The following is a 22,662-nucleotide window of genomic DNA, read 5'->3' on the forward strand; positions in this document are numbered from 1 at the left end:
CGCCCGATCGCACGCGAAGCCTTGACGTTGGTCCAGACCTTGGGCACGGTGCTGTGCCGAGAGAGCGCTCATCCCCCCACCGTGAAGGAGCGCATCGTCATGGTCCGTACTGGCAGAAGACGCCGTGGGTACCGTCCGGCGGTGATGGCCGCGATGGTGACGGCACTCGGCACGATGGCGCTGCCGAGCGCCCAGGCCGACGGGACGTCCGGGCAGCCCCCGCAGGCCGCCGAGCACGCACAGGTCGGACAGGTCACCCAGGAGGCGTGGCGCACCGACTTCGACGGGTCGGCGGGGTCCCCGCCCTCCGGTGACGACTGGATCGTCGACACCGGCACCAGCTACCCCGGCGGGCCGCCCAACTGGGGCACGGGCGAGGTGCAGACGTACACCGACAGGCCGGAGAACCTGCAACTCGACGGCGAGGGCCACCTGAAGATCACCGCCCTCAAGGACGGCGACGCCTGGACCTCGGCCCGCATCGAGACCCGGCGCACGGACTTCGCGGCGCCCGAGGGCGGCACGATGCGCGTCTCGGCGAGCCTGAAACTGCCCGAGGTCTCCGGGGAGCAGGCACTGGGCTACTGGCCGGCCTTCTGGACACTGGGCGCCGACTACCGCGGCAACTACCAGAACTGGCCGGGCGTGGGCGAGTTCGACATCATGGAGAACGTCAACGGCCAGAGCGCCGCACACGGCGTCCTCCACTGCGGTGTCAACCCTGGCGGCCCCTGCAACGAGACCACCGGCATCGGCAACAGCGCGACGTGCGACGGCAGCTGCCAGGGCGGCTTCCACGAGTACGCGCTCGAACTCGACCGCACCGGCGCCACCGAGGAGCTGCGCTGGTACCAGGACGGCCGGCTCTTCCACACCGTGCGGGAGTCCGACATGGACGCCGCCACGTGGCAGAACGCCACGGACCACGGCCACTTCGTCCTGCTCAACCTGGCCATGGGCGGCGCCTTCCCCAACGGCGACGCGGGCCAGGACACCCCGACGGCCGCCACCGTGTCCGGGGGCTCGCTCCTCGTCGACCACGTCGCCGTGGACGTCACCGCTCCCGCCGGGAACGAGGCGGGGTGAGAGAAGAGGTCTCCGAGCGGCGCTCCCCACCTACTGCGGGGGGCGCCGTTTGACGTCCCTGGCAGCATGACCGCCACGTCTGTTTACGTGATCTCCGAGGTCGAGGTGGTGGACGAGGAACTGGCCGACAGCTACCGGGCGTTGGCTGAGGACTCCATTCGCCGGCACGGCGGCCGCTACCTCGTTCGCGGTGCCCTGCCCGACGCCGTGGAGGGTGCCTGGCCCGCCTCCGAGCGCCTCGTCGTCCTCGAGTTTCCGGACGCCGAGCGGGCCAGGGAGTGGTACGCGTCCGCCGAATACGCGCCGACGCTGAAGCTGCGGCAGTCCGCACTGGAGCGGCGGCTTCTCTTCGTCGACGGGGTGTCCGGGTAGCGGGCCCGGGAACCGCCCGGCCCCGCCGTGATCGGCACGGCGCAGGCCCCGGCCGGCGAGGCACCCGCTCGGCGTCAGGGACCCAGGGATCACGTCCACCGGTTCGGGGCCGTCCGCGGCTTGATCCGGTGATCGATGCCGTACAGGATGATCGCCGTGTCAACTCACCCCGCAGTCAATCCCCTTGGCGGCGCCTGGCCCCGTGTCTCGGCGCCGTGGCCCGAACGCAGCGCCCCGCTCTACGGTCAGGACTTCGCACGCGACCCGTTCTCCTACTACGCGAGTCTGCGCAGAACCTTCGGTCCAGTGGCCCCGGTGACACTCGAGGAGACGGGGGCCTTGCGCGGGTACCTGGTCCTCGACCACGCCGACCAGTTGGACATCCTGCAAAACCGCGGCCGTGTGCTGTGGACGCGGGACTCCCGCTGGTACCGCGACCTGGCACAGGGAACCCTTCCCGCGGGGCATCCGATGATCCCCCAGTTCGCCTACCGGCGCAGCCGCCTGTACGCGGAGGGCGCGGAGCACGCGCGGCTGGCCGAGCCGGGCAACAAGGCGCTGGCCGAACTCGACCTGCTGCGCACCCGCGACCTGATCGAGGACCTCGCGCACCAGCTCATCACCGCGTTCTTCCCCGAAGGCGGGCCGCGGGAGTGGAACGAGGTCGACATCCTGGCCCAGTACGCGCTGCCGCTGCCGCTGCTGGTCGTGATGCGGCTGATGGGCATGGACGAGAGCGGCGCGCTGGCCACGGGCAACGCCATCCACGACCTGCTCAGCGGTGGCACAGGTGCCGAGCGTGCCGCCGCCGAGCTCGACGCGCAGATGCGTGCCCTGGTCACCGGCAAGGAGCGGGCCCCGGGGCCCGACCTGGTCTCGTGGATGCACCACTACAACCGCGAGCTGAGCCTGGGCATGGACACGCACGAGTTGAGCGAGGACGTGTGGCTCCAGATCGTCGCGGGGCGCGGCGCCAGCACGACCTGGATCTGCAACACCGTGCTGGAACTGCTGACCAACCCCGACCTCCACGCCGACGTCATCGCCGGGCGCTGCCAGATGGAGGAGGCGATGAACCGCGTGATGTGGGTCAACGCCCCCATCCAGAACCTCATCGGCCGGTGGGCCACCCAGGACACCACGCTGGGCGGATACCCCGTCAACTGCGGTGACATGGCCATCATCTGCCTCGGCGCGACAGGCGCCGACCCGACGATGCTCTCGGCGGGCTGGGACGTCTCCCGGGTCAACAGGTCGCACCTGGCGTGGGGCGCGGGGGCGCACGCCTGCCCGGCCCACGACATCGGCACGCTCATCGTGCGCACCGGGCTCGAGGTGCTGTGGAGCCGGCTGCCGGGCCTGCGGATGTCCGTGGCGAAGGAACAGCTCAACTGGGACCTGCCGTACATCGCGCGGTCCCCCACCGCGCTACCCGTCATCTTCCCCCTCCCGCCGACGGCCTCGACGAACGGACAGCAGTGGACCGCACAGCACAGCTTCATCTCGAACCCGCCCCAGCCGATCTCCACGGAGGCGAAGGAGCGGCCCTCCGCGCAGCAGGGCCGGTTGCCACTGTGGCGCTCCCTGGTGGCGTGGTGGCCAAAGCGGTGACGACGCGGGAGGCGGGCGCCCTCGTGATGAGCGACGCCCGCTTCTCCAAGGACATCAGGAACTGGGGCGCCCACGCGCGCGGCGAGATACCGGCGGACTGGCCGCTGCTGTTCATCGTCGAGGGCAAGGGGCTGCTCACCACCGACGGACAGACCCACCGCCGGCTGCGGCTTCCCGTGCAGCGGGCCATCTCGCCGCGGCGCGTACAGGCCCTGCGGCCCCGTATCGAGGCCGTCACCGACCGCCTGCTGACCGAGCTGGCAGCCGTACCCGCGGGTCGGGAGACCGACCTTCTGAGTGGCTTCGCGCTGCCGCTGCCGCTGGAGGTCATCTGCTCGCTCCTCGGCGTCCCGGAGGAGGGGGCGCTGCGCGAGGAGCTGCGTGAGCTGTCGGCCGCCGCCATGAACTCCGAGGCCTCCGTCGAGGAGGTGCAGGACACCGTCGGGCAGCGCTTCCCCGCGACCCTGCTGGCGCTGATCGGACAGAAGCGGGCACGCGGCGACCGTGACGACCTGACCATGGACCTGGTCACGGCCATGGACGAGGGCGAGCTCTCGGAGGCGGAGGTCATCGGGAACCTGGTGGTGACCATCATCGGTGGGCACGAGACCACGGCCAACCTCATCTGCCACGCCGTCACAGGGCTGCTGACCCACCCCGACACGCTCGCGGCGGCCAGGAAGCGGCAGGAGGCGGGGGCCGACGGGGACAACCCCTGGTCGGAGGTCGTCGAGGAGGCGCTGCGCTGGGAGTCCCCCAGCCGCAACGTCATGTTCCGCTACGCCACCGAGGACGTGGCCATCGGCGAGGACGTCGTCCGCGAGGGAGAGGCGGTGCTGGTGCCGCTGCCGGCCATCCAGCGCTGCCCGCACGCCTTCCCCGACCCGTCACCCGACGTGTTCGCGCCCGGACGCGCCGACGCCTCCCGCCACATCGCCTTCGGGGTCGGCCCGCACCGCTGCCCCGGCGCGTCCCTCGCCCGGCTCGAGGCGGAGATCGCCCTGAGCCGGCTGTTCGACGCCTTCCCGCACCTGCGACTGGCCGCCACACCGGCCCCCCGGGTGCCGTCCCTGGGCATCAACGGATACCAGAAGCTGCCGGTCCACCTGGGCTGAGACGAGGCGCCGGATCCGCGGTGCGGCGCCGCCCGGGGCCGGGTGGCGCCGCACCGCGGGTTTAGCGGCCTGTCGCCAGGGGCACCGCGTGGGCCGGGTGCTGCTCCGGTCCTGGCCCCCGCGCGGGCGGCACGCTACGACCACTTCCCGGGCACTGCGCGGTGTCGCGGTCGGTCGGCTGTCGGTGACGACGCGCGGCGCGGGCGAAGACCCGGCAGCGACGCTGCCCAGCCCTCTCCCCACGGGAGGTCGCATGAGCTTCGATGGCGGGACGGGCCGCGGTGACGGCTCCGCCGACGGTCAGGACCGTCGTGGCCGCTGCGACGACGGCCCGGGTCATGCTCACCGCTCCGACGACGGTCAGGACCGCGGCGGCGGTATGGACCGCGGCGGGGGTGCGCAGCCGGAAGAGCGCTTTCCGGAGAGCGCGACCGAGCGGTCCGCGATGCTCGGCGCACTCATCACCGCCAGCCATCTGTCCACGCTGGAGATGCTTCCGCACCACCTGTCCGAACAAGCGGCCCGCGTCGGACTGACCGACGTGAAGATCTATCTGGTCGATCTGCAACAGGACCTGCTGACCCCGCTGGCCCCCCACCCCCCGCCCGCCGGTGGGGAGGGCCTGCGCCCGGAGGAGATCAGCGTGGAGGGAACCGTGGCCGGACGGGCTTTCCAGCACGGAGAGGTCCTTCCGGCGTCGCCGGGCGACCGCGACCACTGGTGGGTGCCGCTCGTGAACGGTACGGACCGGCTCGGTGTGCTGCGCATCGCCGCACCGGACGCCGACGAGGCGGCTCAGCTGGACATGCGCCGGCTGGCCGGTCTGGTGGCCCTGATGGTGGTCAGCAAGCGCGGGCTCAGCGATTCCTACAGCCGGCTGGTCCGCCGTCGGCGCATGGATGTGGCGACCGAGATGGAATGGCGTCTGATGCCTTCCAGGAGCTTCGCCACCGAAAGCCTGATGATCAGCGCGCTGATGGAGCCCGCGTACGAGGTCAGCGGGGACGTCTACGACTACGCCTTCGACGGGCGCATCGCGCACCTCGCCCTGTTCGACGCGATGGGCCACGACACCGCCGCGGGGCTGACCGGCAACCTCGCGCTGTCCACGGCCCGCAACGCCCGCCGCGAGGGAGCCGATCTTCCCCAGACGGCCGCGGCCGTGGAGGACGTCCTGTTGGAGCAGTTCTCAGGGGACCAGTTCGTCACGGGCATCCTGGCTCAGCTTGACGTGACCACCGGTGCGCTGCGCTGGGTCTGCTGCGGGCACCCCCCTCCGGTCGTCGTGCGCGGGCGCCGCACCTTCCACCTGGACCGCCCTCCGGCGCCTCCCATGGGGGCCGGTTTCGGCGCACCGGAGGACTTCTGGAGCACGGAGCTCGAACCCGGTGACCGTCTGCTGCTCTACACCGACGGCATCACCGAGGCCCGCAGCCCCGCGGGGGAGGAATTCGGCCTGGGCCGCTTCCTCGACTTCCTCCTCCGCCACCAGGCGGACGGACTGCCCGTCCCCGAAACGCTGCGCCGGCTGATCCGCCACCACCTGGAGTACCACCAGGGGCGGCTCGACGACGACGCGACGATCCTGCTCGCGGAGTGGCACGGTCCTGTCGGCCTCGCCACCGGCGAGGCCAAGGACCGCGTCGGCGTCCCGGTCGTACCGGACGGCCGCCGCGAGGGCTGAGACCCCACGGCCCGGCTTCTGCGGGTGAGGCGCGCCCGCCGTGGGCGGGAGAGGGTCACGAGCGACGGGGCTTGCCGCGGCGTGAGCCGCCGCCCTGCGCACCCCTGCCACCGCCTCCGCCGCGGGCGCTTCGGCCTCCCGACCTGCCGGGCGCGGGCTTGCGGCGCGGTGCGGGCTTGTCCGAGCGCTTCTGCTTGGGCTGGGCCTCGGGGGCCCTGCGGCCCCGGGTGCTGTTGACGGTGCGGCCGCGGACGATGCCGATGAAGTCCTCCACCCCGTCCGTGGTCCGCTCCTGGGGCCACGCGAGCGCCACCTGGGAGGTGGGGGCGTCCGTGACGGTGCGGTACGTCAGGTCCCTGCGGTGGTGGAGGCGGGCCAGGGACTGGGGGACGACGAGGAGCCCCACCCCGGCGGCCACCAGCTCGACCGCGTCGGCGGTCGTCGCGGGTCGTTCCCTGGCAGCCAGGCCGGGCAGGTTCTCCCAGCCGAGGACGTCGTCGAGGGGGTGCAGCAGGATGTCCTCGGCCAGATCGCCGGTGGTCACCTCGTCCGCCGCGGTCACGAGGTGGTCCTTGGGGACCACGACGACCGTCTTCTCCGTGTAGAGGGGGATCGCGCTGAAGTACTCACGGTCGACGGGGAGCCGCACGAACCCCGCGTCGGCACCGCCGTCCCGCAGCAGCCCCGGCGCCTCGGCGGCGGTCACGGGGGCGAGGTGCAGCGGCACGTCCGGCAGCCGCTCCTCCCAGATCCGCGCCCACTTCGTGGGCGTCACACCGGGGACGAACGCGACCGTGAACGAAGGGGAGGATTCCGAGCCTGTCACGCCGCCAGGCTACCGGGCGTGGTGAAAGGCACCGCGGGCGATCGATACCCTTGACCCATGACGTCGCACAAGACCACCCAGACCATGAAGCCCGCGACCGCGGCGAAGAAACTGGGTGTGTACCTCGAAGCCACCCCCGCCGAGTTCCAGGAGGGCGTGGTCTCGCGCGACGAGCTGAACGCCCTCCAGGCCGAGCCGCCCGAGTGGCTGCTGGAACTGCGCCGCAACGGCCCCCACCCGCGCCCCGTGGTCGCCGCGAAGCTGGGCGTGTCCATCTCGGGCCTCGCCCGGGGCGGCGTCACCGAGGCGCTGACGACCGAGAAGATCGACGCGCTCAAGGCGGAGAACCCCGAGTGGCTGCGCAAGGAACGCGCCACCCAGGCCGAGGTCCGCAAGGAAGCGGCACGCATCAAGGCGAAGAACGCCGCCGCGCGCGACGAGGAGCGGCAGGCGCCCCGCCGCTGAGCGGAGGCGCGGGAGTTCGGCTTTTGTTCCACTTCCGTACAGGTTCCCGGGCGTACACGGGTGGCAGGATGCGCTGGTCTGCTCGCCTGTGACGGGCGAGGTAGCGCACATTCCTCGCACGCACAGGGCTGGTCCATGTCGCTTGAGAACGTCTCCCCGAGTCCGGCGGTAACGGAAACCGCCGTACCCGAACTCCGGCCGCTTCCCGGCGAGTCGGCTTCCGACGAGTCGGCTTCCGGAAAGGCGAGTCCCGGGAATACGAGTCCGGGTGACACCAGACCCGGGAAGGCGGGCTCAGGGGCACGCCAGGGCCACCGGTACGACATCGACCTGCTGCGCGTCGTGTGCGCCTGCTCGGTCGTCGTCGGGCACGTCGGTGGCGCGTGCATGGAGGCGGTCGACAGGAGCGCAGACAACGGGCGTGCGGTCTACTGGACGGGCCTCTTCCTCGACTCGGTCACCAGCTGGGCCGTCCCGATGTACTTCGCCATCGCCGGCTGGGCCGTGCTGGTGGGCGCTCCCCCGCGCAGCGGCCGGACCCTGCGCCGGCGCTCCCTGCGCATGCTCGTGCCTGTGGGCATCTGGTCGGCGGTCTATCTCGCCTGGGGCCGGCTGCGGGACACCAACGAGGGACCGACGTCGAAACTCGCGCTGGAGGCCGTGTTCGGCACCGTCCAGCCCGCCTACCACCTGTGGTACTTCTACGCCCACGTCCCGCTCATCCTGATCCTGGGCCTGGTGATGCTGCTCAAGGCCGGACAGCGGCCATGGGGAGTGGTCGCGGCTCTGGTGGTCATCTCGGCGGGGCCCACCGCGGTCAGCGACCTGACCCGGCTCACCGGGTGGGACGTGCCGCGCTTCGGCTGGCAGCCCGGGAGCTACGCGCTGGTCTACGCCGTGGTCGGCGCCCTGCTCCTCAGCCTGCCGGCCACCCCGCGCAGGCACCGCGGCTGGTGGGCGGCGGGCGCGGTGGCGGCGCTGGCCGCGGTGCTGTGGTCCCAGGACCGCATCCACTTCGTCATCCCGAACGCCAGCGTGTTCGTGGCCGCGCTGAGCGTGTGCGTGCTGTTCGCCGTCAACGGGGTGCGGATCCCCGAGCGGATCCGTCCCCTGTTGGGCAAGCTGACGGACGCGGGGCTGGGCGCTTTCATGTTCCACGTGCTCGTACTGAACGCGGTCGCGCCCTGGTTCGTCTCCGCGGGACGCGGAGGGCTCGGCGCCGCCGGAGCCGCGGCGGCGCTGGCCGTCGTGACGCTGGTCCCCTCCTTCGCGCTGAGCATGCTGTGGGGGCGGCTCAGGTTGCGGCGCTACCTCGGATAGGCGGGCCGGCAGGCCGGGGACGTGCCCGGCCTGCCGGCCTGTCGTGTCACCGCAGTGCGCGCTGCGCGGTGCGGATCCGGCGCGCCGCCCAGCGCGCGGACGGGCTGCCGCGCAGCAGCCGGGCGCGGACCGACGTTCCGCCTCCGGGGAGCGCCAGCGCGGTGAGGCGGCGGCGCTTGAAGTAGCGCTCGGTGTTCTCATCGAGGCGGGCGTCGAGCCAGGCGATGGCCTCCTCGCGCAGCAGCGGGTGGAGCTTGGCCTGCATGCAGTAGCCGACCGTCCGCAGGAGAGCGGCGAGTGCGTCGGTCCGCTCGCCGGTGCCGGGCGCGTACGTCCGCTGCCCCGTGACGGGCGTGTGCTCCGCGTCGGCGGCCGCACCGCCTTCCAGATCGGGGACGAGGAAGTCGACGAGGGTCACCGGCACGCGGTTGCTGTTCTGGTACGGCGTCAGCCGGTCGAGCAGCGGCGTCGTGCCCACTCGGGCGATGCCGATGCCGTAACAGGTGGCCGCGGTCAGCATGGCGGTCGAGAAGCAGCCCACCACCAGGTTCGGGCGGCACCGTTCGTACACGGTCTCGGCCAGCACCGGGCTGTCCAGGACGTGCAGCCGCACCCCCGCCTGCGCCGCGGTCTTCTCCAGGACGTGCGAGTAGCGGGCCGGAGCGGTGGGATGCGGTTTGAACACCAGGCACTCGTGTCCCGCCGCGACCGCCCCGCGCAACATGCGCACGTGCAGTTGCTCCTCCTCTTCCGGGCTGAGGATGCCCAGCGCCGCGAGGTACTGTCCGAGCAGCACGGCGCTCGGTCCCTCGGCCGCGACGCCGGCGAGCTCCGGCAGTCCCGCGGCGGCCTCGCCCAGTTCGCCGAGGACCGCCCTGAAGGCGTCGGTCGGCACGGTCTCGGGCCGCACGGCGTGCTCCGCCAGCAGCAGCGGACGCAGCCCCGGCACCAGGTCCAGGTGCAGCAACCGCTGGATCCGGCAGCCCAGCCACTGGGGCAGCCGCTCCCTGGTGGGGCCGTAGCTCATCAGCCCGTCGGCGTAGACGTGGACGGCGCTGCCGCTGAAGATCGTGGCCAGCGCTTTCGCGGGGCTGACGTGGACCGATTCCACGACCAGCTCGACCGGCGCGTCGCCGAGCCGCCACGTGTGGCGGAACATCCGCTCCCACACGGGGGATTCGTCGCGCAGCGGAGCCCAGGTGCTCGGGTGGAAGGGGCGGATGGCCTCGTTCCAGTCGATGGTCTCGTCGAACCGCTCGGCGAGGCGGTCGAAGCCGGTCATGGCGGTGAGCCCGGTCGCCGCCTCCGGGGTGGGGGCGTTGGTGGTCACCAGGAGAATCCTGCGGGCGGCTTCCCGCGGCCCGAACTGGCCCGCGTCCAGGGAGGCGGCCAGGGTCGCCGCACCGTAGAGCGTGGAGACCTCGAAGAGCTGTACGGGGCGAAGGGCCCGGTTGTCCCGGGTGTGGCGAGGAGACGTGCTCACGGCTCAGGCCGCCTTTCGCGCGGAACGGTGGCGTCGCAGCATGTCGGCGCGTGCGTGGTCCATGCCGGAAAGGGTCTCCTCCAGCACGTCCTGGGGCATGCCCTGCATGGCGGTGGTCACCATCTTCTTCAGACGTCTGGCGACCGGGGCGTGATAGCGCCGGATGGCGGCCAGGTGGAAGGCGAGCAGCGCCAGGTACGTCCGCACCGCCTTGGGCAGGAAGCGCTCACCCTCGGGGTCGGCGGCGAGGTCGGCGAGCAGGGCGTCGTGGGCGGGGATGAAGTCGAGTTGCCGGGCGTCGCGGATCTGGGTGAGGGAGGTGGCCACCCCGCGCCGGTAGAAGACGCCGAGCAGCCCACTCGCCGCGAAGGAGCGGGCCTTCAGGTGCAGCCGCCATGTCCACAGCCGGTCCTCCGCGGTGCGCAGGCCGGCGTCGAAGCGCAGCGCGCCGTCGGCGAACAGTTCGCGCCGGTAGACGCCCGCCCACACGAACGGGTAGTCCACCATCGTCTCTGCCTGCGGCGGGGCGATCACGTCCCGGGGGTGCAGCACCCGCTCGCGCACCGGTGCCGGAGCCCGGCGCACGACGCGTTCGGTGCCGGTGCTGCGCACGTGGTCCGTACGGACGAAGTCGCAGCCCAACTCCTCGATGGCGCGCACGAGTGCGGCGAGGTGCCCTGGGCCGTACCAGTCGTCTCCGTCGAGGAAGGTGACGTAGTCGCCGCGCGCGGCGTCGATTCCGCTGTTACGGCTCTGCGCGATGCCCTTGTTCACCTCGTGCCGCAGCACGGTGGCGCCGGGCAGCCGGTGTGCCCACGCGTCGAGAATCTCCGGGGTGGCGTCCGTGGAGCAGTCGTCGACGAGGAGGAACTCCGTACCGGCGTCCGCGTTGTTGGCGAGGCTCCGCAGAGTGTCCTCCGCGAATTCCTGCACGTTGTAGCACGGCACGATGACGGTGAGCTTTGGCATGGGCAATCCAGGGGGCAGGGCGGAATGACGGAGAAAAGGAGCCGCACGGCGAACGGTCGGTGAATTCGTGGTGAACTCGGAAAGGAGAGAAAGATCGGTGCACGCGGAACCCGGCAGCCTGGTCAAGGACAACGGGCAAGAAATGCACGGCAGCAGCGTAAGCACTGCGAGTGGCTTTTCGGCCCGGCTTGAGTGAAGCGACGAAAAACCCGGCATGCGAAGCGCCCCGGCAAAAGACGCAAGCGTGGCCAGTTGCCCAGCTCTCCGGTGAATTCTTCGAGATTCATCTCACAGGATTCATCTCACAGGACAGGGGTGTGCGCGGCTCAGACCGCCTCCGCCTCGATGACCGAGGAGAGGGACGGGGTCTCAGCGATGCGGTTGAGCCGGAACCCGGAGCTGTCCAGCAGCGTCCGGAAGTCCGCGGCGGTGCGCTCCCGGCCCCTGAGAACCATGAGCATGACGATGTCCAGGTCGAGAGCGGGGTGCGGGGTGCCGTCGTCCGGCAGCACCGCGTCGATCACCAGCAGGCGGGCGCCCGGCGTCATCGCCGCCCGCACGGCGCCGAGGATGCGCAGGCAGTCCTCGTCGGACCAGTCGTGGAGGACGTTCTTGAGGAGGTAGAGGTCACCGCCCGCGGGCACCGCGGTGAAGAAGTCGCCGCCCTCGGTGCTCCAGCGCCCCTCCAGCTCCGGTTCGTCCAGCAGGTGTTCGGCGACGGTCCCGGGCCGGTCGTAGAGCACGCCGGTCAGGCCGCGGAAGCGGGTGAGGAGGTCGCGCAGGAGACCACCCCTGCCGCCGCCGACGTCGACGACCGTGCCGCTGTCCGGGAACGGGTAGCCGTCGGTGATGTGTGCGTTGACGGTGCCGGGACGCGAGGTCATCGCGGCGTCGAAGAGCCGGCTCTTGTCGGGCACCGCGGCCAGGTGGTCGAAGAAGGAACAGCCGTAGGCCGCGTCGAAGCCGGGCTCTCCGGTGCGCACGGCGCCGGGGATACCGGCCGCGGCCCGGCGGAACATCTCGTCCGTGAACATCAGGACGGGGGCGTGCTGTGAGCCGGGGACGTCCGTGCGCAGGGCCGTGCCGCTGTCGGTGAGGGTGAAGGCGCCGTTCTCCTCGTGGAAGAGACCGCGCGCGGCCAGCAGCCGCAGCACCCGGCGCAGCGGATCGGCCCGGGTGCCCGAGCGGTCGGCCAGTTCTTCCGCGGTGCGGGGCCCGTCCGCGAGGAGGTCGGCGATCCCGTGCTCCACGACGGCGCGCAGGGCCGAGGCGTGGATGTGCCCGTACATCAGGTCGCGCAGGGGGCCGACGGGCGCGGGTACGGGCACGCCAGTCGGCTGGTCGTCCGGGGTGAAGGTCACCGGTTCGCTCCTGTCTTCGGGGGTGTGCCACACCACCGTCGCCGACCGCGGTGGGCCGAAGGCGTCCGTGACACGCGGCTCAGCGCTCGGGGGTGTCCCGGCGGGCCAGGAGAGAGACGACGTGTGCGGCGAGGGCGTCGAGGACGGCGGCGGCGCCCTCGCCGTCACCGAGGACGAGGTAGTTGAGGGTGAGGCCGTCGATCATCGAGGCGAGGTAGCGCACCAGGGTCTCGGGTGGAACGAGGAGCCGCAGGCCGAGGTCCGCGCACAGGTGCTCGATGAGGTTCCGGTTGGCGGCGGCGTACTGCTCGTACTGGCGCCTTGCCAGGTACTCGAAGCCCGGCTGGCGCAGGGCGTACTGGGTGAGTTCGTAGGTGAGCATGTGCTCGTCGGGGTGGGCGAGCACATGGCCCCAGTAGGTGCCGAGCGCGGCCCTGACGCTCTGGTGCATGTCGTCGGTGGGCTGGATGCGTGCGGCGACAGGCGTGACCGAGTGCGCGGTGATCGTCTCCATGACGTTCTCGAGCAACGCCTGCTTGGAGTCGAAGCAGTAGTGGAAGACGCTGAGCGAGACGCCGGCCTCGGCGCAGATGGAGCGGGTCGTGGCCCGCGCGACACCGTCGCGGGTCATCACGCGGATGGCCGCTTCCACCAGTTGTCTGCGCCGCTGCGTCGACGGCAGCCGTTCCATGGTCGGCTTCCTCCTCGGGGCCGGGCCGGCTCGCCGCGGACGGCGCCGGTGAAAGTTGCGTGGAGGCCGTGCGGGGAGCCGGGGGCGGTCTCGTACGGCGGGCTTCAACGGGGCGCGGGCTGCCTGGGTTTGGGCGCCTGGAGCCCGATTTGTGCGCGGTGGATACGGGCAGAGAGCAGCTTGAGGGTCCGTCAGACCGCCTGGACAGGTCAAGCGTCCGGGACGGTTGACCTGATAATCCGGCGACCGCATTCTGTGCCGGTCACAGGACGCGGCAGGCCGGCCTCGCGGCGCGCCCCGTCGAGCAGCGATCGTCTGGAGGAGCGCCAGATGCGTAAACGATGGACCGGCCTGGTCACGGCAGCCTGTCTGGTGGTGACCGCGGCACCCTCGCTCGCGGTCGCCGCTCCCGCCGCGCGCGCCGCGCCGGAGCCTGCCGGCGCGACGTCCTCTGAGGTGACGGACTACTGCGAGGGCCAGTGCCACGACATCCTGCCGCCAGGGCAGAACGGCTCGGCCACCGCGGCGCAGATCATCCTCAACAAGATCACCGGAGCCAAGCCCAAGCACACGGACGACCAGTTGGGCAAGTACGCCGACCTGGTGGACGACTACGCGGGTCTGACCAACGGCAAGCTCAGCACGTTCTTCAACGACGCCTCCTTCGGTGTCCCCGACGACCAGGTGGAGAGCCGGAAGAACCCCGGCGGACGCAAGGACGTCACCATTACCCGGGACACGGCCGGAATTCCGCACATCAAGGGGACGACCCGCGCCGGCACGGAGTACGGGGCCGGGTACGCGGCCGGCCAGGACCGGCTGTGGATGATGGACGTCTTCCGGCACATCGGCCGCGGCCAACTGACCTCCTTCGCGGGCGGCGCCGAGGGCAACCGGCAGCTGGAGCAGCAGTTCTACCTGGGCGGCGCCTACAAGGAGAGCGAGCTGAAGGCACAGGTCGACCGGGTGCGCGACTCCGGGCCGCGGGGACGGCAGGCCTACGAGGACGTCACCGCCTACCTGAAGGGGCTCAACCGGTACATCGATGACGCCAAGAAGGGGCTGTACTTCCCCGGCGAGTACGACCTGACCGGCAACGCCAACATCCTCACAGGTGAGGGGATCGAGCCGTTCGAGCCCACCGACCTGGTCGCCATCGGCACCGTCATCAGCGCCCTGTTCGGCGCCGGCGGCGGTGAGCAGGTCGCCGCCGCCCTCGTCAAGCAGGCCGCCCAGCACAAGTACGGCAAGGAGAAGGGCGAGAAGGTCTACCAGGCCTTCCGGATGCAGAACGACCCGGAGGCCGACCTCACCCTCCACGACGGCCAGCGGTTCGACTACGCGGCCAGCCCCGAGAACCCGCACGGGGTCGCCATGCCCGATCCGGGCTCGGTGAGCAAGCAGCAGGTCGTCTACGACCCCACGGGATCGGCCGCGGACGGTGCGAAGGCGAAGGGGAAGCGGAAGGCCGACGGGGGAACCGGCGGCCAGGGAAGCGGTGCCGCCGCCGACGAGGCGCGGGACCGCTCGGACACCGCGAAGGCCAACCTCCGCCACAAGCCGAAGCTGGCCAAGGCCGAGGGGACGCTGTCCGACGGCGTCCTTCCCAAGGACCTCTTCTCGCGCAAGCACGGCATGTCCAACGCCCTCGTGGTCTCCGGCAAGCACACCGACACCGGCAACCCCGTGGCCGTCTTCGGCCCGCAGACCGGCTATTTCGCGCCGCAGTTGCTGATGCTCCAGGAGATCCAGGGCCCAGGACTCAGCGCCCGCGGCGCCGCCTTCGCCGGGCTCAACCTGTACGTGCAGCTCGGGCGCGGCCAGGACTACGCCTGGAGCGCCACCTCGGCCAACCAGAACATGACCGACACCTACGCCGTCGACTTGTGCAACACCGACGGCAGCCCCGCGACGAAGAACTCCACCGCCTACATGTTCCACGGCACCTGCACACCGATGGAGAAGCTCGTCCGCGAGAACGCCTGGAGCCCGACCATCGCCGACGGCACCAAGAAGGGCTCGTACAAGCTGGTCGCGCACCGGACGAAGTACGGGGTGGTCCGCTACCGGGCCACCGTCGACGGCAAGCCGGTCGCGTACACCACGCTGCGCTCCACCTACCGGCACGAGGTCGACACGCTGATCGGCTTCCAGATGTTCAACGACCCCGAAGCGGTGACGGGGCCCGAGAGCTTCCAGAAAGCCGCCTCGAAGATCGGCTACACCTTCAACTGGTTCTACGCCGACGCGGAGCACACGGCCTACTACAACTCCGGTCTCAACCCGACGCGCAGTCCTGGGGTGGATCCGAACCTGCCCATCAGGGCGAGCGAGAAGACCGAGTGGCGGGACTGGGACCCGGAGACCAACACGGTTTCGAACACGCCCTTCGGCGAGCACCCCAACGACGTCGACCAGGACTACTACGAGTCCTGGAACAACAAGATCGCCAAGGGGTACACGGTGGCAGGATTCGGCGACGGGCCCGTCTACCGCAGCGATCTCCTCGACAGCCGGATCAAGGATCTGATCAGCGACGGCAAGAAGGTCTCGCGCGCCTCCCTGACCCGCGCCATGGAGGACGCGGCGGTCACCGACCTGCGCGGCGAGGCGGTACTGCCCGAGCTGCTGAAGGTCATCGACACCGAGAAGATCGCGGACCCCGACCAGAAGGAGGCCGTCGACGGTCTCCGCAGCTGGCTCGAGGACGGTGCGGAGCGCAAGGAGACCGCTCCGGGCAGCAAGACCTACGCCCACTCCGACGCAGTCCGGCTGATGGACGCCTGGTGGCCGCTGCTGGTCGAGGACGCGTTCCGTCCCGCCCTGGGCGGGGAACTCTACGACGCGCTGACGAACGCGCTGCAGGTCGACGAGACGCCCTCCACCCCCGGCGACGGCGTGGCCCACAAAGGCTCGGCCTTCCAGCACGGATGGTGGTCCTACGTGCACAAGGACCTGCGCAACGTCCTGGGCGAGAAGGTACCGGGCGCGGCACCGCAGAAGTTCTGCGGCGCGGGTGACGTGGCACAGTGCCGTGCGACCCTGCTGAGCACGCTCGCCGAGGCCGCGAAGACCCCGGCGGAGACGACGTACCCGGGCGACGACGTGTGCGAGGCGGGCGACCAGTGGTGCGCCGACTCCATCCAGCAGCGTCCGCTGGGCGGCATCACCGACGACCTGACCAACTGGCAGAACCGCCCGACCTACCAGCAGGTGGTGCAGTTCCCCGCACACCGGTGAACTGAGGCGGCACGGCGGTGGAGGGGTACCGGCAGGCCCGGTACCCCTCCCTCGTGCTCCGGCCCCCTCGCGGCCTGCGGGTCGGTCCGAAGCGTCTCTTGGCGGCGTGGCGGCATGGCGGCCGCACGGACGGGTACCGGTGGCCAGCGAGTACCCTGCGGTGACGGGCGCGTAGTGCGTAGTGCGCGGTGACGGGCGGCGGGATGCGGCCGGGAGGCCTGCGGGACGAGGAGGAGTACCGGGAGGCAGGCCACTGCCTGCGCGGTCATCCGCGCGAGCCTTCGCGCGGTGTGTGCCGACAAGGAGGCTCGAGGCGATGGCAGGCGTGCGGCTGGGTGTGCTGGACGTGGGGTCGAACACCGTCCGGCTGGAGATCGCGGACGCGGACGGCGCGGCGCCCCTCCCCCTCCACACGGTCAAGTACCCGCTGCGGCTGGCCGACGACGTGGCCGAGGACGGCCGGCTGCCAGGTGACGCGGTCGCCCGGCTGGTCGAAGCCGCGGCGGCGGCGCGGGACGAGGCCCGCGGGTGGGGTGTGCGTCGGCTGATGGCGTTCGCCACGGCCATCGTGCGCCACGCGCCCAACTGCGAACAGGTGTTGCGGGTGGTGCGCGAGGAGGCGGGGATCGACCTGCAGGTGATGTCCGGTGACCGGGAGGCCGAACTGACGTTCCTGGCGGCCCGCCGCTGGATGGGCTGGCGCGCCGGTTCCCTCGTCCTCATCGACATCGGCGGCGGCTCCGCCGAGGTGGCCTTCGGACGCGCCGGGCTCCCGGACTTCGCCGTGTCCCTGCCGCTGGGGGCCCGTCACCTGACGCGCGAGCACTTCGGTGCGGCGGACCCGCCCGCGCGCGACGCGGTCAAGGCGCTGCGCCGCCAGGTCAGACACCAGCTCCGCGACGTGGCCGCCCGGATCCGCTGGGAGGAGCCGCACACGGCCGTGGCCACCTCCCGCACCTTCCAGCAACTGGCCCGGCTGTGCGGGGCCGCGCCGGGACGCAAGGGCCCCTTCGTGCCGCGCTGGTTGGACCGCGGCCGGCTCGGGCGGCAGATCGGGACGCTGGCCGAGCTGCCCGCGGCCGAACGCGCCCGTCTTCCAGGGGTCTCGCCGGCCCGCGCAGGACAGATCCTGGCGGGCGCCGTGACCGCCCACGCCGCGATGGGTCTCCTCGGCCTGGAGCAGTTGCTCATCTGTCCGTGGGCGCTGCGCGAAGGCGTACTCCTGGAACACCTCGAGGGCTCCAGGCCCGCCGCCGCGGGCGATCCGGAAGGCGGGGTGCCGCACGAGAGGCACGCGGACGGCTCGCCGGCCCGGGCCACCGCTGTCAGAGGCGAGCACGTGGGCGACGCCGCGCGCACGTACGAGAGGGTTCACCCGTGAGTGGCCGGGTGGCCGGATCCGGGCGGGCCGGGAAGATGACGCGCCGATGGGTGACATGCAACGGCGCGCGGTGGGCAGGTGTCGTGACACAGTCGTGACCTGGGCCAGCCGGACGCGTATGGAGGCGAAGCCATGAGGGTGACCGGTCTTACGGACAGCGGGAGCATCGAGGCCGGGGAAGCCGGTCCTTCCTTCCCGCTCGGGGATCCGGCCCAGGTCTCTCCCCATGACGCGCGCACGCTGACGCAGGAGTTCCTCGCCCGTCTGGACGCGCTGGAGGAGGGCACCCGCGAGTACAGCTACGTGCGCGACACGCTGATCGAGATGAACCTGTCCCTGGTGCGCTACGCCGCCTCCAGGTTCCGCTCCAGCGGCGAGGAGATGGACGACATCGTGCAGGTCGGCACCATCGGACTCATCAAGGCCATCGACCGCTTCCAGGTCTCCCGCGAACTGGCCTTCACCACCTTCGCGGTGCCCTACATCGTCGGAGAGATCAAGCGCTTCTTCCGCGATACCACCTGGGCCGTCCACGTCCCCCGCCGGCTCCAGGAAGCCCGCGCCCAACTCGTGCGCGCCGCCGAGGAACTGCGCTCCCGGCTCGACCGTGAACCGACGGTCGCCGAGTTGGCCGTGCTCATGTCGCTGGCGGAAAGCGAGGTCGTCGAAGCGCAGAAGGCCTCCAACGGCTACACCACCTCCTCCCTCGACACCACCTCGACCGGTGACGACGACACCGCCCTCGCCCACCGCATCGGCTCCCCCGACCCGGCACTCGAGCTGGTCGAGGACTTCCACACCCTGGCCCCTCTCATCTCCGCCCTCGACGAACGCGACCGCAAGCTCCTCCACTACCGCTTCGTCGACGAGCTCACCCAGACCGAGATCGGAGAACGCCTCGGGGTCACCCAGATGCACGTCTCCCGCCTCCTGAACCGGCTCCTCGGCCGCCTGCGCGACGGCATGACGCCCGCCGGAGAGGCGGCCACCGAGCAGCCGGGCCAGACCGGCTCGGCGGCCGCCGCCCCGCCGGCTGCGGCCGAGCCGGCGCCCGCCCCGCGCGGGGAGCCTGTCCCCTCCTCCGACGCGCCGCCCGCCGACGCCCGCGACGCGGGGGACCTGGTGGGTCTGCGCCAGGTCCCCGCGCACCTGCCCGGGACCACGCTGGCGGCACTGCGCTGGGCGCGCGCCAACGATCCCGCCTTTCCCGCCGCGTCGGGCAAGCGCGGCAACGCACTGCTCTACGGCCTCGGTGACCTGCGGCACTGGGCGGCCAACCGGCCCCGCGCGGGGAAGTCCCGGCAACGGCCAGGTGCCGCGTCGTGTCCGCGAGGGCGGCGGTGAAAGGGGTAGCGCGGCTCGGGCAGCAGTCGCCCTCCGGGCACATGCATGCGCGCTCCCGTGCCAGGGCACCCGGTGTCCGCCGTACGACGCGACGTGCGGTGGACCGTACGGCGGCATCACCGGGAGAGGAGTACGCAGGTGAACGAGCACGACAAGGCCCCGCGCACCGCGGTGGAGGAGACGGAGGAGGAAGTGCGGGAGGCGCTGACCCACGTCGAGGAGGACGACGAGCACACCGGCGAGGCGGGGGACGCGTTGCGCCCCGACCGTGACGCCCAGGAGCAGGCGTACGGCGAGCCGGACGAGTGACCTCACCGGCCTCCCCGCGGCTCAGGCGCCGACGGTCCCGTCGACGCCCTCACGCAGAAGGTCCGCGTGTCCGTTGTGACGGCCGTACTCCAAGAGCACGTGCACCATCACCATCCGCAGCGACACGTCCTGGCTCCATCTGGGCTGATACCCGGACTGGTCCAGGGACCGCGCCTCCCGCTCGATACGGCGCGAGACGGCCACCTCCGCGTCCCAGGCCGCGAACGCCTCGTTCCTGGTCGACGCGCTCGCGTCGTACGCCGCCTGGAAGTCGATCCGATCGGACCAGACCATGGGCGCGTCGTTGTCCTCGAACACCCGGCGGAACCACGCACGCTCCACCTCGGCCATGTGACGCACCAGTCCGAGCAGCGACAGCGTGGACGGCGGCATCGACCGCTGCCGCAGCTCCTCGTCGCTCAGCCCCTCGCACTTCATGGCGAGGGTCGCGCGGTGGTAGTCGAGGAAAGCCCGCAGCATGGCGCGTTCGCTTCCGAAACGGGGCGGTCCCGTACGGGGCTGGCTGGTCACTGGCCGTGCTCCTCATCCGCGTCTGCGTCAATGCCGCCGTCTCCCGCCGACCGCGGCCGGAAGCACCGCTGTGGCCGCGGCGCCCAAGCCCCGGCCCATAACGCGGCGTTATGGGAAAACGGTATTACCCGCCTCTCCTCGGTTTCCGGAATCCTGGGCCCGTATTCCCCTGGCCTCCACGCGCCGGACACAGGCGCGTCGTCGGAAACGAGGAACCTTGCGGATCACCAGGCTACTCCCCACACTCATAGCCGCCTTACTCGCGGCTCTCACTCTCCAAACCGCCGCGGCGGCCGAGGACCGCTCCCCCGACGAGGGGGCGCGGGCCGCCGTCGCGACGAAGGCCCACGGTCTCCAGGACGGGCCGCAGCCGATCATCGGCGGCGGCTACGCACAGAGCGGGCCGTGGGCGGCACGGCTGTTCTCGGGCGGCAGGCAGACGTGCAGCTCGACGATCATCGCCCCCACCTGGATCCTCACCGCCAAGCACTGCGTCAGCGGCGGCGCGCTGTCCTTCCGCGTCGGCAGCCTCGACCAGACGAGTGGCGGCACCACGGCGAACGGTACGCAGGTGAGCACCCACCCGTCCGCCGACCTGGCGCTGGTCCGCCTCGACCGGTCCGTCTCGACCACCTACGCGACGCTCGGCGACCCGGGCACCGTCTCGGTCGGCCAGACGGTGCAGGTCTACGGCTGGGGCGCGACCTCGCGGTGCGGTCAGGAGATCAACTGCCAGTCCCGCTACCTGAAGGTGGCCAACGTGGTGGTGACCGGGGGATGCAGGGACGCCTACAACGGCTCGGCGATCTGCGCCCGCCGCGGTGACGGCATCACCGCGGGCGGCGACTCGGGCGGTCCCATGATGGCGGGCGGCGCCCAGGTCGGTGTCGCCTCCACCAGCGACCGGCAGACCACCACGGCGTACACCAACGTGACCCAGTACCGCTCCTGGATACGGTCGGTCGCCGGCGTCTGATCCTCCCGCCCCGCCGGCCCGCGCTCCTGACAGCTCCCTCACGCCCGCACGAGGGCCTCGCCAGGCCTTGTGCCCCTCACGGCGTGCCGGGGTTCACAGCGACCAGGTCGCGGGTGAGGAGGGCCACGTAGAGGCAGGCACGGGACTCGGGATCCTCCAGGTCCACGCCGAGCAGGCGCTCGATCGCGGCGATCCGGGTGTACAGCGTCGGCCTGCTCAGCCGGGTGCGCCGCGCCAGAGCGTTCTTGTTGCCGTTCACCGCGAGGTAGTCGCGCAACAGGTCGAGCAGTCCCGGACCGTTGCGCGCCTCGTCCTCCAGGATCCGGTACAGCTCCGTCTCCGCGAACGCCTGGAGGTGCCGGTTGTCCCGCAGCAGGGACAGCAGCCCCCGCAGCCGCAGGTCCGCGCTGCGGTGGAAGGGCCGCTCCGCGCCGTCCATCCCGGCGGCGACCTCCGCGATGTGGGCGGCCTCCGGCAGCCGCCGTGCCGCGGCCAGCAGCGAGGAGGCACCGTGCCCCACACCGATGCGCCGGTGCCGGCCGTCCCCGTACTGCCCCGAGCCGGGGAGCTGCTGGTCCAGTAGCCCGGCGAAGCGCTCCAGCAGCCGGTCCTCCTGTGTCGGTGCCGCGCAGGAGAACAGCACCCGGATCTCGCCGGTGTGGTTCGCGGTGACCAGGGCCGAGATACCGGCGGCCTTGGCGGCGCGGATGACGGCCTCCAGGTGGCGCCGGTCGCGGCGCTGGACGTCGAGCGGGTCGGCGGCCGTCGGGTGGGCGAAGCGCAGCGCCAGCGGAAGGTAGCGGGCGCCAGGGCGCAGTCCGACCGCCTCGGCGCGGGCCAGTGCCTCCGGCTCGCCCGGGACGCGGCCCTCCGCGAGGTCGTTGAGGAGCCCGCCCTGGGCCCTCCGCTCGACGTCGGCCTGGTCCTGCTCGGCCATCAGGCGCAGCGACAGCGCCTGGGCCGCCCGTTCGAGCACCATCCGCACCCGCGGCGCCCGGCCGCCGTCCGTTCCGCGAGCGTCCGGCATCACGAGCCGGCCCCACACCCGCTGGTGGACGACGACGGGGGTGTGCAGCCAGTCCTCACCGCCGCCGACGCCGGTGCGATCCAGCTCGGGCACCAGCCGGGACCGCCTCTCCCATCCCGTCAGCAGATCGACGGTGGAGCCGCCGGGGCCCGGGGTGGAGGCGAGCACACGGTGGGCGACGTCCTCGAAGACGACGGCCGTGCCCGAGAGCGCGGCGGCGCGTCCCACGACCGTCTCCAGCGCGGCGTGTTCGAGGCTCAGCGTGGTGAACGCCTCGTGCGTCCGCTGAGCGAACTTGAGCTCTTCGTAGTGCTCGTTGACGATCTGGCTGTGCACGGCTTCGGTCACGTCCACGAAGCGCACCTCATGGCGCAGGAGGATCACGGGGAACCGCAGTCCTTCGGCGGCCCGCGCGAGGGTCGCCGCCCGGTCCTCGCCGTCCCCGTCGTCCTCCCCGTCCCCGCCCGCGCCGCTCCCGCCGCCCGGCGAGGGACCCGCGCCGCTTTCCGGCCGCTCGCTCGATGCGGCCCGGTGGCCGCCCGCCGGGCTCACGGCCTCGATCACCACTCCTGCCGCCCCCGCCGCGTCCAGCCGGGCGAGGTAGGCGGCCAGGCCCGGCTCGTCCCGGGCCCCGGCGGGTCCCTCCGCTGTGGTGAGCACGAGCTCGCCGCCGCGCAGCAGCCCCGTCAGGTCGGTGAGCTGGCTGACATGCACCCACCTCACCGGCCGACAGAGGTGCTCGGAACCGGCGATGACCTGCGGGAAGCCCGCACGCAGCGGCTCCAGTGCGAGGACGTCACGGACGGAGAGAGGCATTGCCACAGTGTAAAAGAACGTCCACACGTTCTTACACTGTGCAGGAAGTCGGCAG

Annotated in this window: 18 protein-coding genes and 1 pseudogene; 12 read left to right on the forward strand and 7 right to left on the reverse strand. The window is 71.8% G+C overall.

The genetic code is table 11. The annotated features are described in order from the left end of the window. Positions 1-144 precede the first annotated feature (144 nt). From MMF93_RS02055 to MMF93_RS02075, 5 genes are all read left to right on the forward strand, one after another. Positions 145-1,086 carry a glycoside hydrolase family 16 protein gene (locus tag MMF93_RS02055; protein ID WP_242748998.1) on the forward strand — a complete coding sequence of 314 codons (942 nt, stop codon included), beginning with the start codon at positions 145-147 and terminating at the stop codon, positions 1,084-1,086. A gap of 66 nt (positions 1,087-1,152) precedes the next feature. Further along, on the forward strand, positions 1,153-1,458 hold the full coding sequence (locus MMF93_RS02060) for a DUF1330 domain-containing protein (protein WP_242749001.1): 306 nt from the start codon (positions 1,153-1,155) through the stop codon (positions 1,456-1,458). Positions 1,459-1,614: 156 nt separating this feature from the next. After that, positions 1,615-3,069: a cytochrome P450 gene (locus tag MMF93_RS02065; RefSeq protein WP_242749004.1), complete on the forward strand. Its 1,455-nt coding sequence runs from the start codon at positions 1,615-1,617 to the stop codon at positions 3,067-3,069. After that, positions 3,066-4,184 (forward strand): cytochrome P450, encoded by a 1,119-nt coding sequence (locus tag MMF93_RS02070; protein ID WP_242749007.1) that lies wholly within the window; start codon positions 3,066-3,068, stop codon positions 4,182-4,184. Before MMF93_RS02065 ends, MMF93_RS02070 begins: the two co-directional genes overlap by 4 nt. 253 nt (positions 4,185-4,437) lie before the next feature. After that, positions 4,438-5,868 (forward strand): PP2C family protein-serine/threonine phosphatase, encoded by a 1,431-nt coding sequence (locus MMF93_RS02075; protein WP_341483224.1) that lies wholly within the window; start codon positions 4,438-4,440, stop codon positions 5,866-5,868. Positions 5,869-5,923: 55 nt separating this feature from the next. Here MMF93_RS02075 and MMF93_RS02080 read toward each other — a convergent pair whose 3' ends face one another. After that, positions 5,924-6,694 (reverse strand): LysR family transcriptional regulator substrate-binding protein, encoded by a 771-nt coding sequence (locus tag MMF93_RS02080; protein WP_242749010.1) that lies wholly within the window; start codon positions 6,692-6,694, stop codon positions 5,924-5,926. 57 nt (positions 6,695-6,751) lie between these two features. Between MMF93_RS02080 and MMF93_RS02085 the strand changes: the two genes are divergently transcribed. After that, complete coding sequence (locus MMF93_RS02085; RefSeq protein WP_114019776.1) at positions 6,752-7,159, forward strand: DUF5997 family protein; 408 nt, start codon at positions 6,752-6,754, stop codon at positions 7,157-7,159. 135 nt (positions 7,160-7,294) lie between these two features. Continuing rightward, positions 7,295-8,479 (forward strand): acyltransferase, encoded by a 1,185-nt coding sequence (locus tag MMF93_RS02090; protein ID WP_242749013.1) that lies wholly within the window; start codon positions 7,295-7,297, stop codon positions 8,477-8,479. A gap of 46 nt (positions 8,480-8,525) precedes the next feature. Here the strand turns inward: MMF93_RS02090 and MMF93_RS02095 are convergent, their stop codons facing one another. The 4 genes from MMF93_RS02095 to MMF93_RS02110 all read right to left on the reverse strand — a co-directional run bounded on the left by MMF93_RS02095 (position 8,526) and on the right by MMF93_RS02110 (position 12,983). Beyond that, positions 8,526-9,962, reverse strand: coding sequence for an alpha-2,8-polysialyltransferase family protein (locus tag MMF93_RS02095; protein ID WP_242749015.1), 1,437 nt, complete (start codon positions 9,960-9,962; stop codon positions 8,526-8,528). Between the two features lie 3 nt (positions 9,963-9,965). Next, positions 9,966-10,931, reverse strand: a complete 966-nt coding sequence (locus MMF93_RS02100) for a glycosyltransferase family 2 protein (RefSeq protein ID WP_242749017.1) — start codon at positions 10,929-10,931, stop codon at positions 9,966-9,968. Positions 10,932-11,257: 326 nt separating this feature from the next. Beyond that, positions 11,258-12,292: an acetylserotonin O-methyltransferase gene (locus MMF93_RS02105; protein WP_242749019.1), complete on the reverse strand. Its 1,035-nt coding sequence runs from the start codon at positions 12,290-12,292 to the stop codon at positions 11,258-11,260. A 79-nt stretch (positions 12,293-12,371) separates the two neighbouring features. Further along, positions 12,372-12,983, reverse strand: a complete 612-nt coding sequence (locus MMF93_RS02110; RefSeq protein ID WP_242749021.1) for a TetR/AcrR family transcriptional regulator — start codon at positions 12,981-12,983, stop codon at positions 12,372-12,374. 330 nt (positions 12,984-13,313) lie between these two features. Between MMF93_RS02110 and MMF93_RS02115 the strand changes: the two genes are divergently transcribed. The 4 genes and pseudogenes from MMF93_RS02115 (at position 13,314) to MMF93_RS02130 (ending at position 19,257) form a co-directional block, all read left to right on the forward strand. Then, positions 13,314-16,223 carry a penicillin acylase family protein gene (locus MMF93_RS02115; protein ID WP_242749023.1) on the forward strand — a complete coding sequence of 970 codons (2,910 nt, stop codon included), beginning with the start codon at positions 13,314-13,316 and terminating at the stop codon, positions 16,221-16,223. A 325-nt stretch (positions 16,224-16,548) separates the two neighbouring features. Further along, positions 16,549-17,604 carry a Ppx/GppA family phosphatase gene (locus MMF93_RS02120; RefSeq protein WP_242757192.1) on the forward strand — a complete coding sequence of 352 codons (1,056 nt, stop codon included), beginning with the start codon at positions 16,549-16,551 and terminating at the stop codon, positions 17,602-17,604. Positions 17,605-17,736: 132 nt separating this feature from the next. Next, positions 17,737-18,582, forward strand: a pseudogene (locus MMF93_RS02125) (SigB/SigF/SigG family RNA polymerase sigma factor); the annotation flags it as partial. A gap of 504 nt (positions 18,583-19,086) precedes the next feature. Next, a complete protein-coding gene (locus MMF93_RS02130) occupies positions 19,087-19,257 on the forward strand; it encodes a hypothetical protein (RefSeq protein ID WP_242749026.1) in 171 nt (56 codons plus the stop codon). A 21-nt stretch (positions 19,258-19,278) separates the two neighbouring features. Here MMF93_RS02130 and MMF93_RS02135 read toward each other — a convergent pair whose 3' ends face one another. Continuing rightward, positions 19,279-19,737 (reverse strand): DinB family protein, encoded by a 459-nt coding sequence (locus MMF93_RS02135; RefSeq protein WP_242757194.1) that lies wholly within the window; start codon positions 19,735-19,737, stop codon positions 19,279-19,281. Between the two features lie 268 nt (positions 19,738-20,005). On the opposite strand from MMF93_RS02135, the gene MMF93_RS02140 reads away from it, so the two are divergent. After that, positions 20,006-20,764, forward strand: a complete 759-nt coding sequence (locus MMF93_RS02140) for a S1 family peptidase (protein WP_242749029.1) — start codon at positions 20,006-20,008, stop codon at positions 20,762-20,764. A gap of 76 nt (positions 20,765-20,840) precedes the next feature. Here the strand turns inward: MMF93_RS02140 and MMF93_RS02145 are convergent, their stop codons facing one another. Beyond that, a complete protein-coding gene (locus MMF93_RS02145; protein ID WP_242749032.1) occupies positions 20,841-22,607 on the reverse strand; it encodes a PucR family transcriptional regulator in 1,767 nt (588 codons plus the stop codon). Positions 22,608-22,662: the final 55 nt, after the last annotated feature.

It is taken from the genome of Streptomyces tubbatahanensis (assembly GCF_022699385.1).
Classification (GTDB): Bacteria; Actinomycetota; Actinomycetes; order Streptomycetales; family Streptomycetaceae; genus Streptomyces; species Streptomyces diacarni.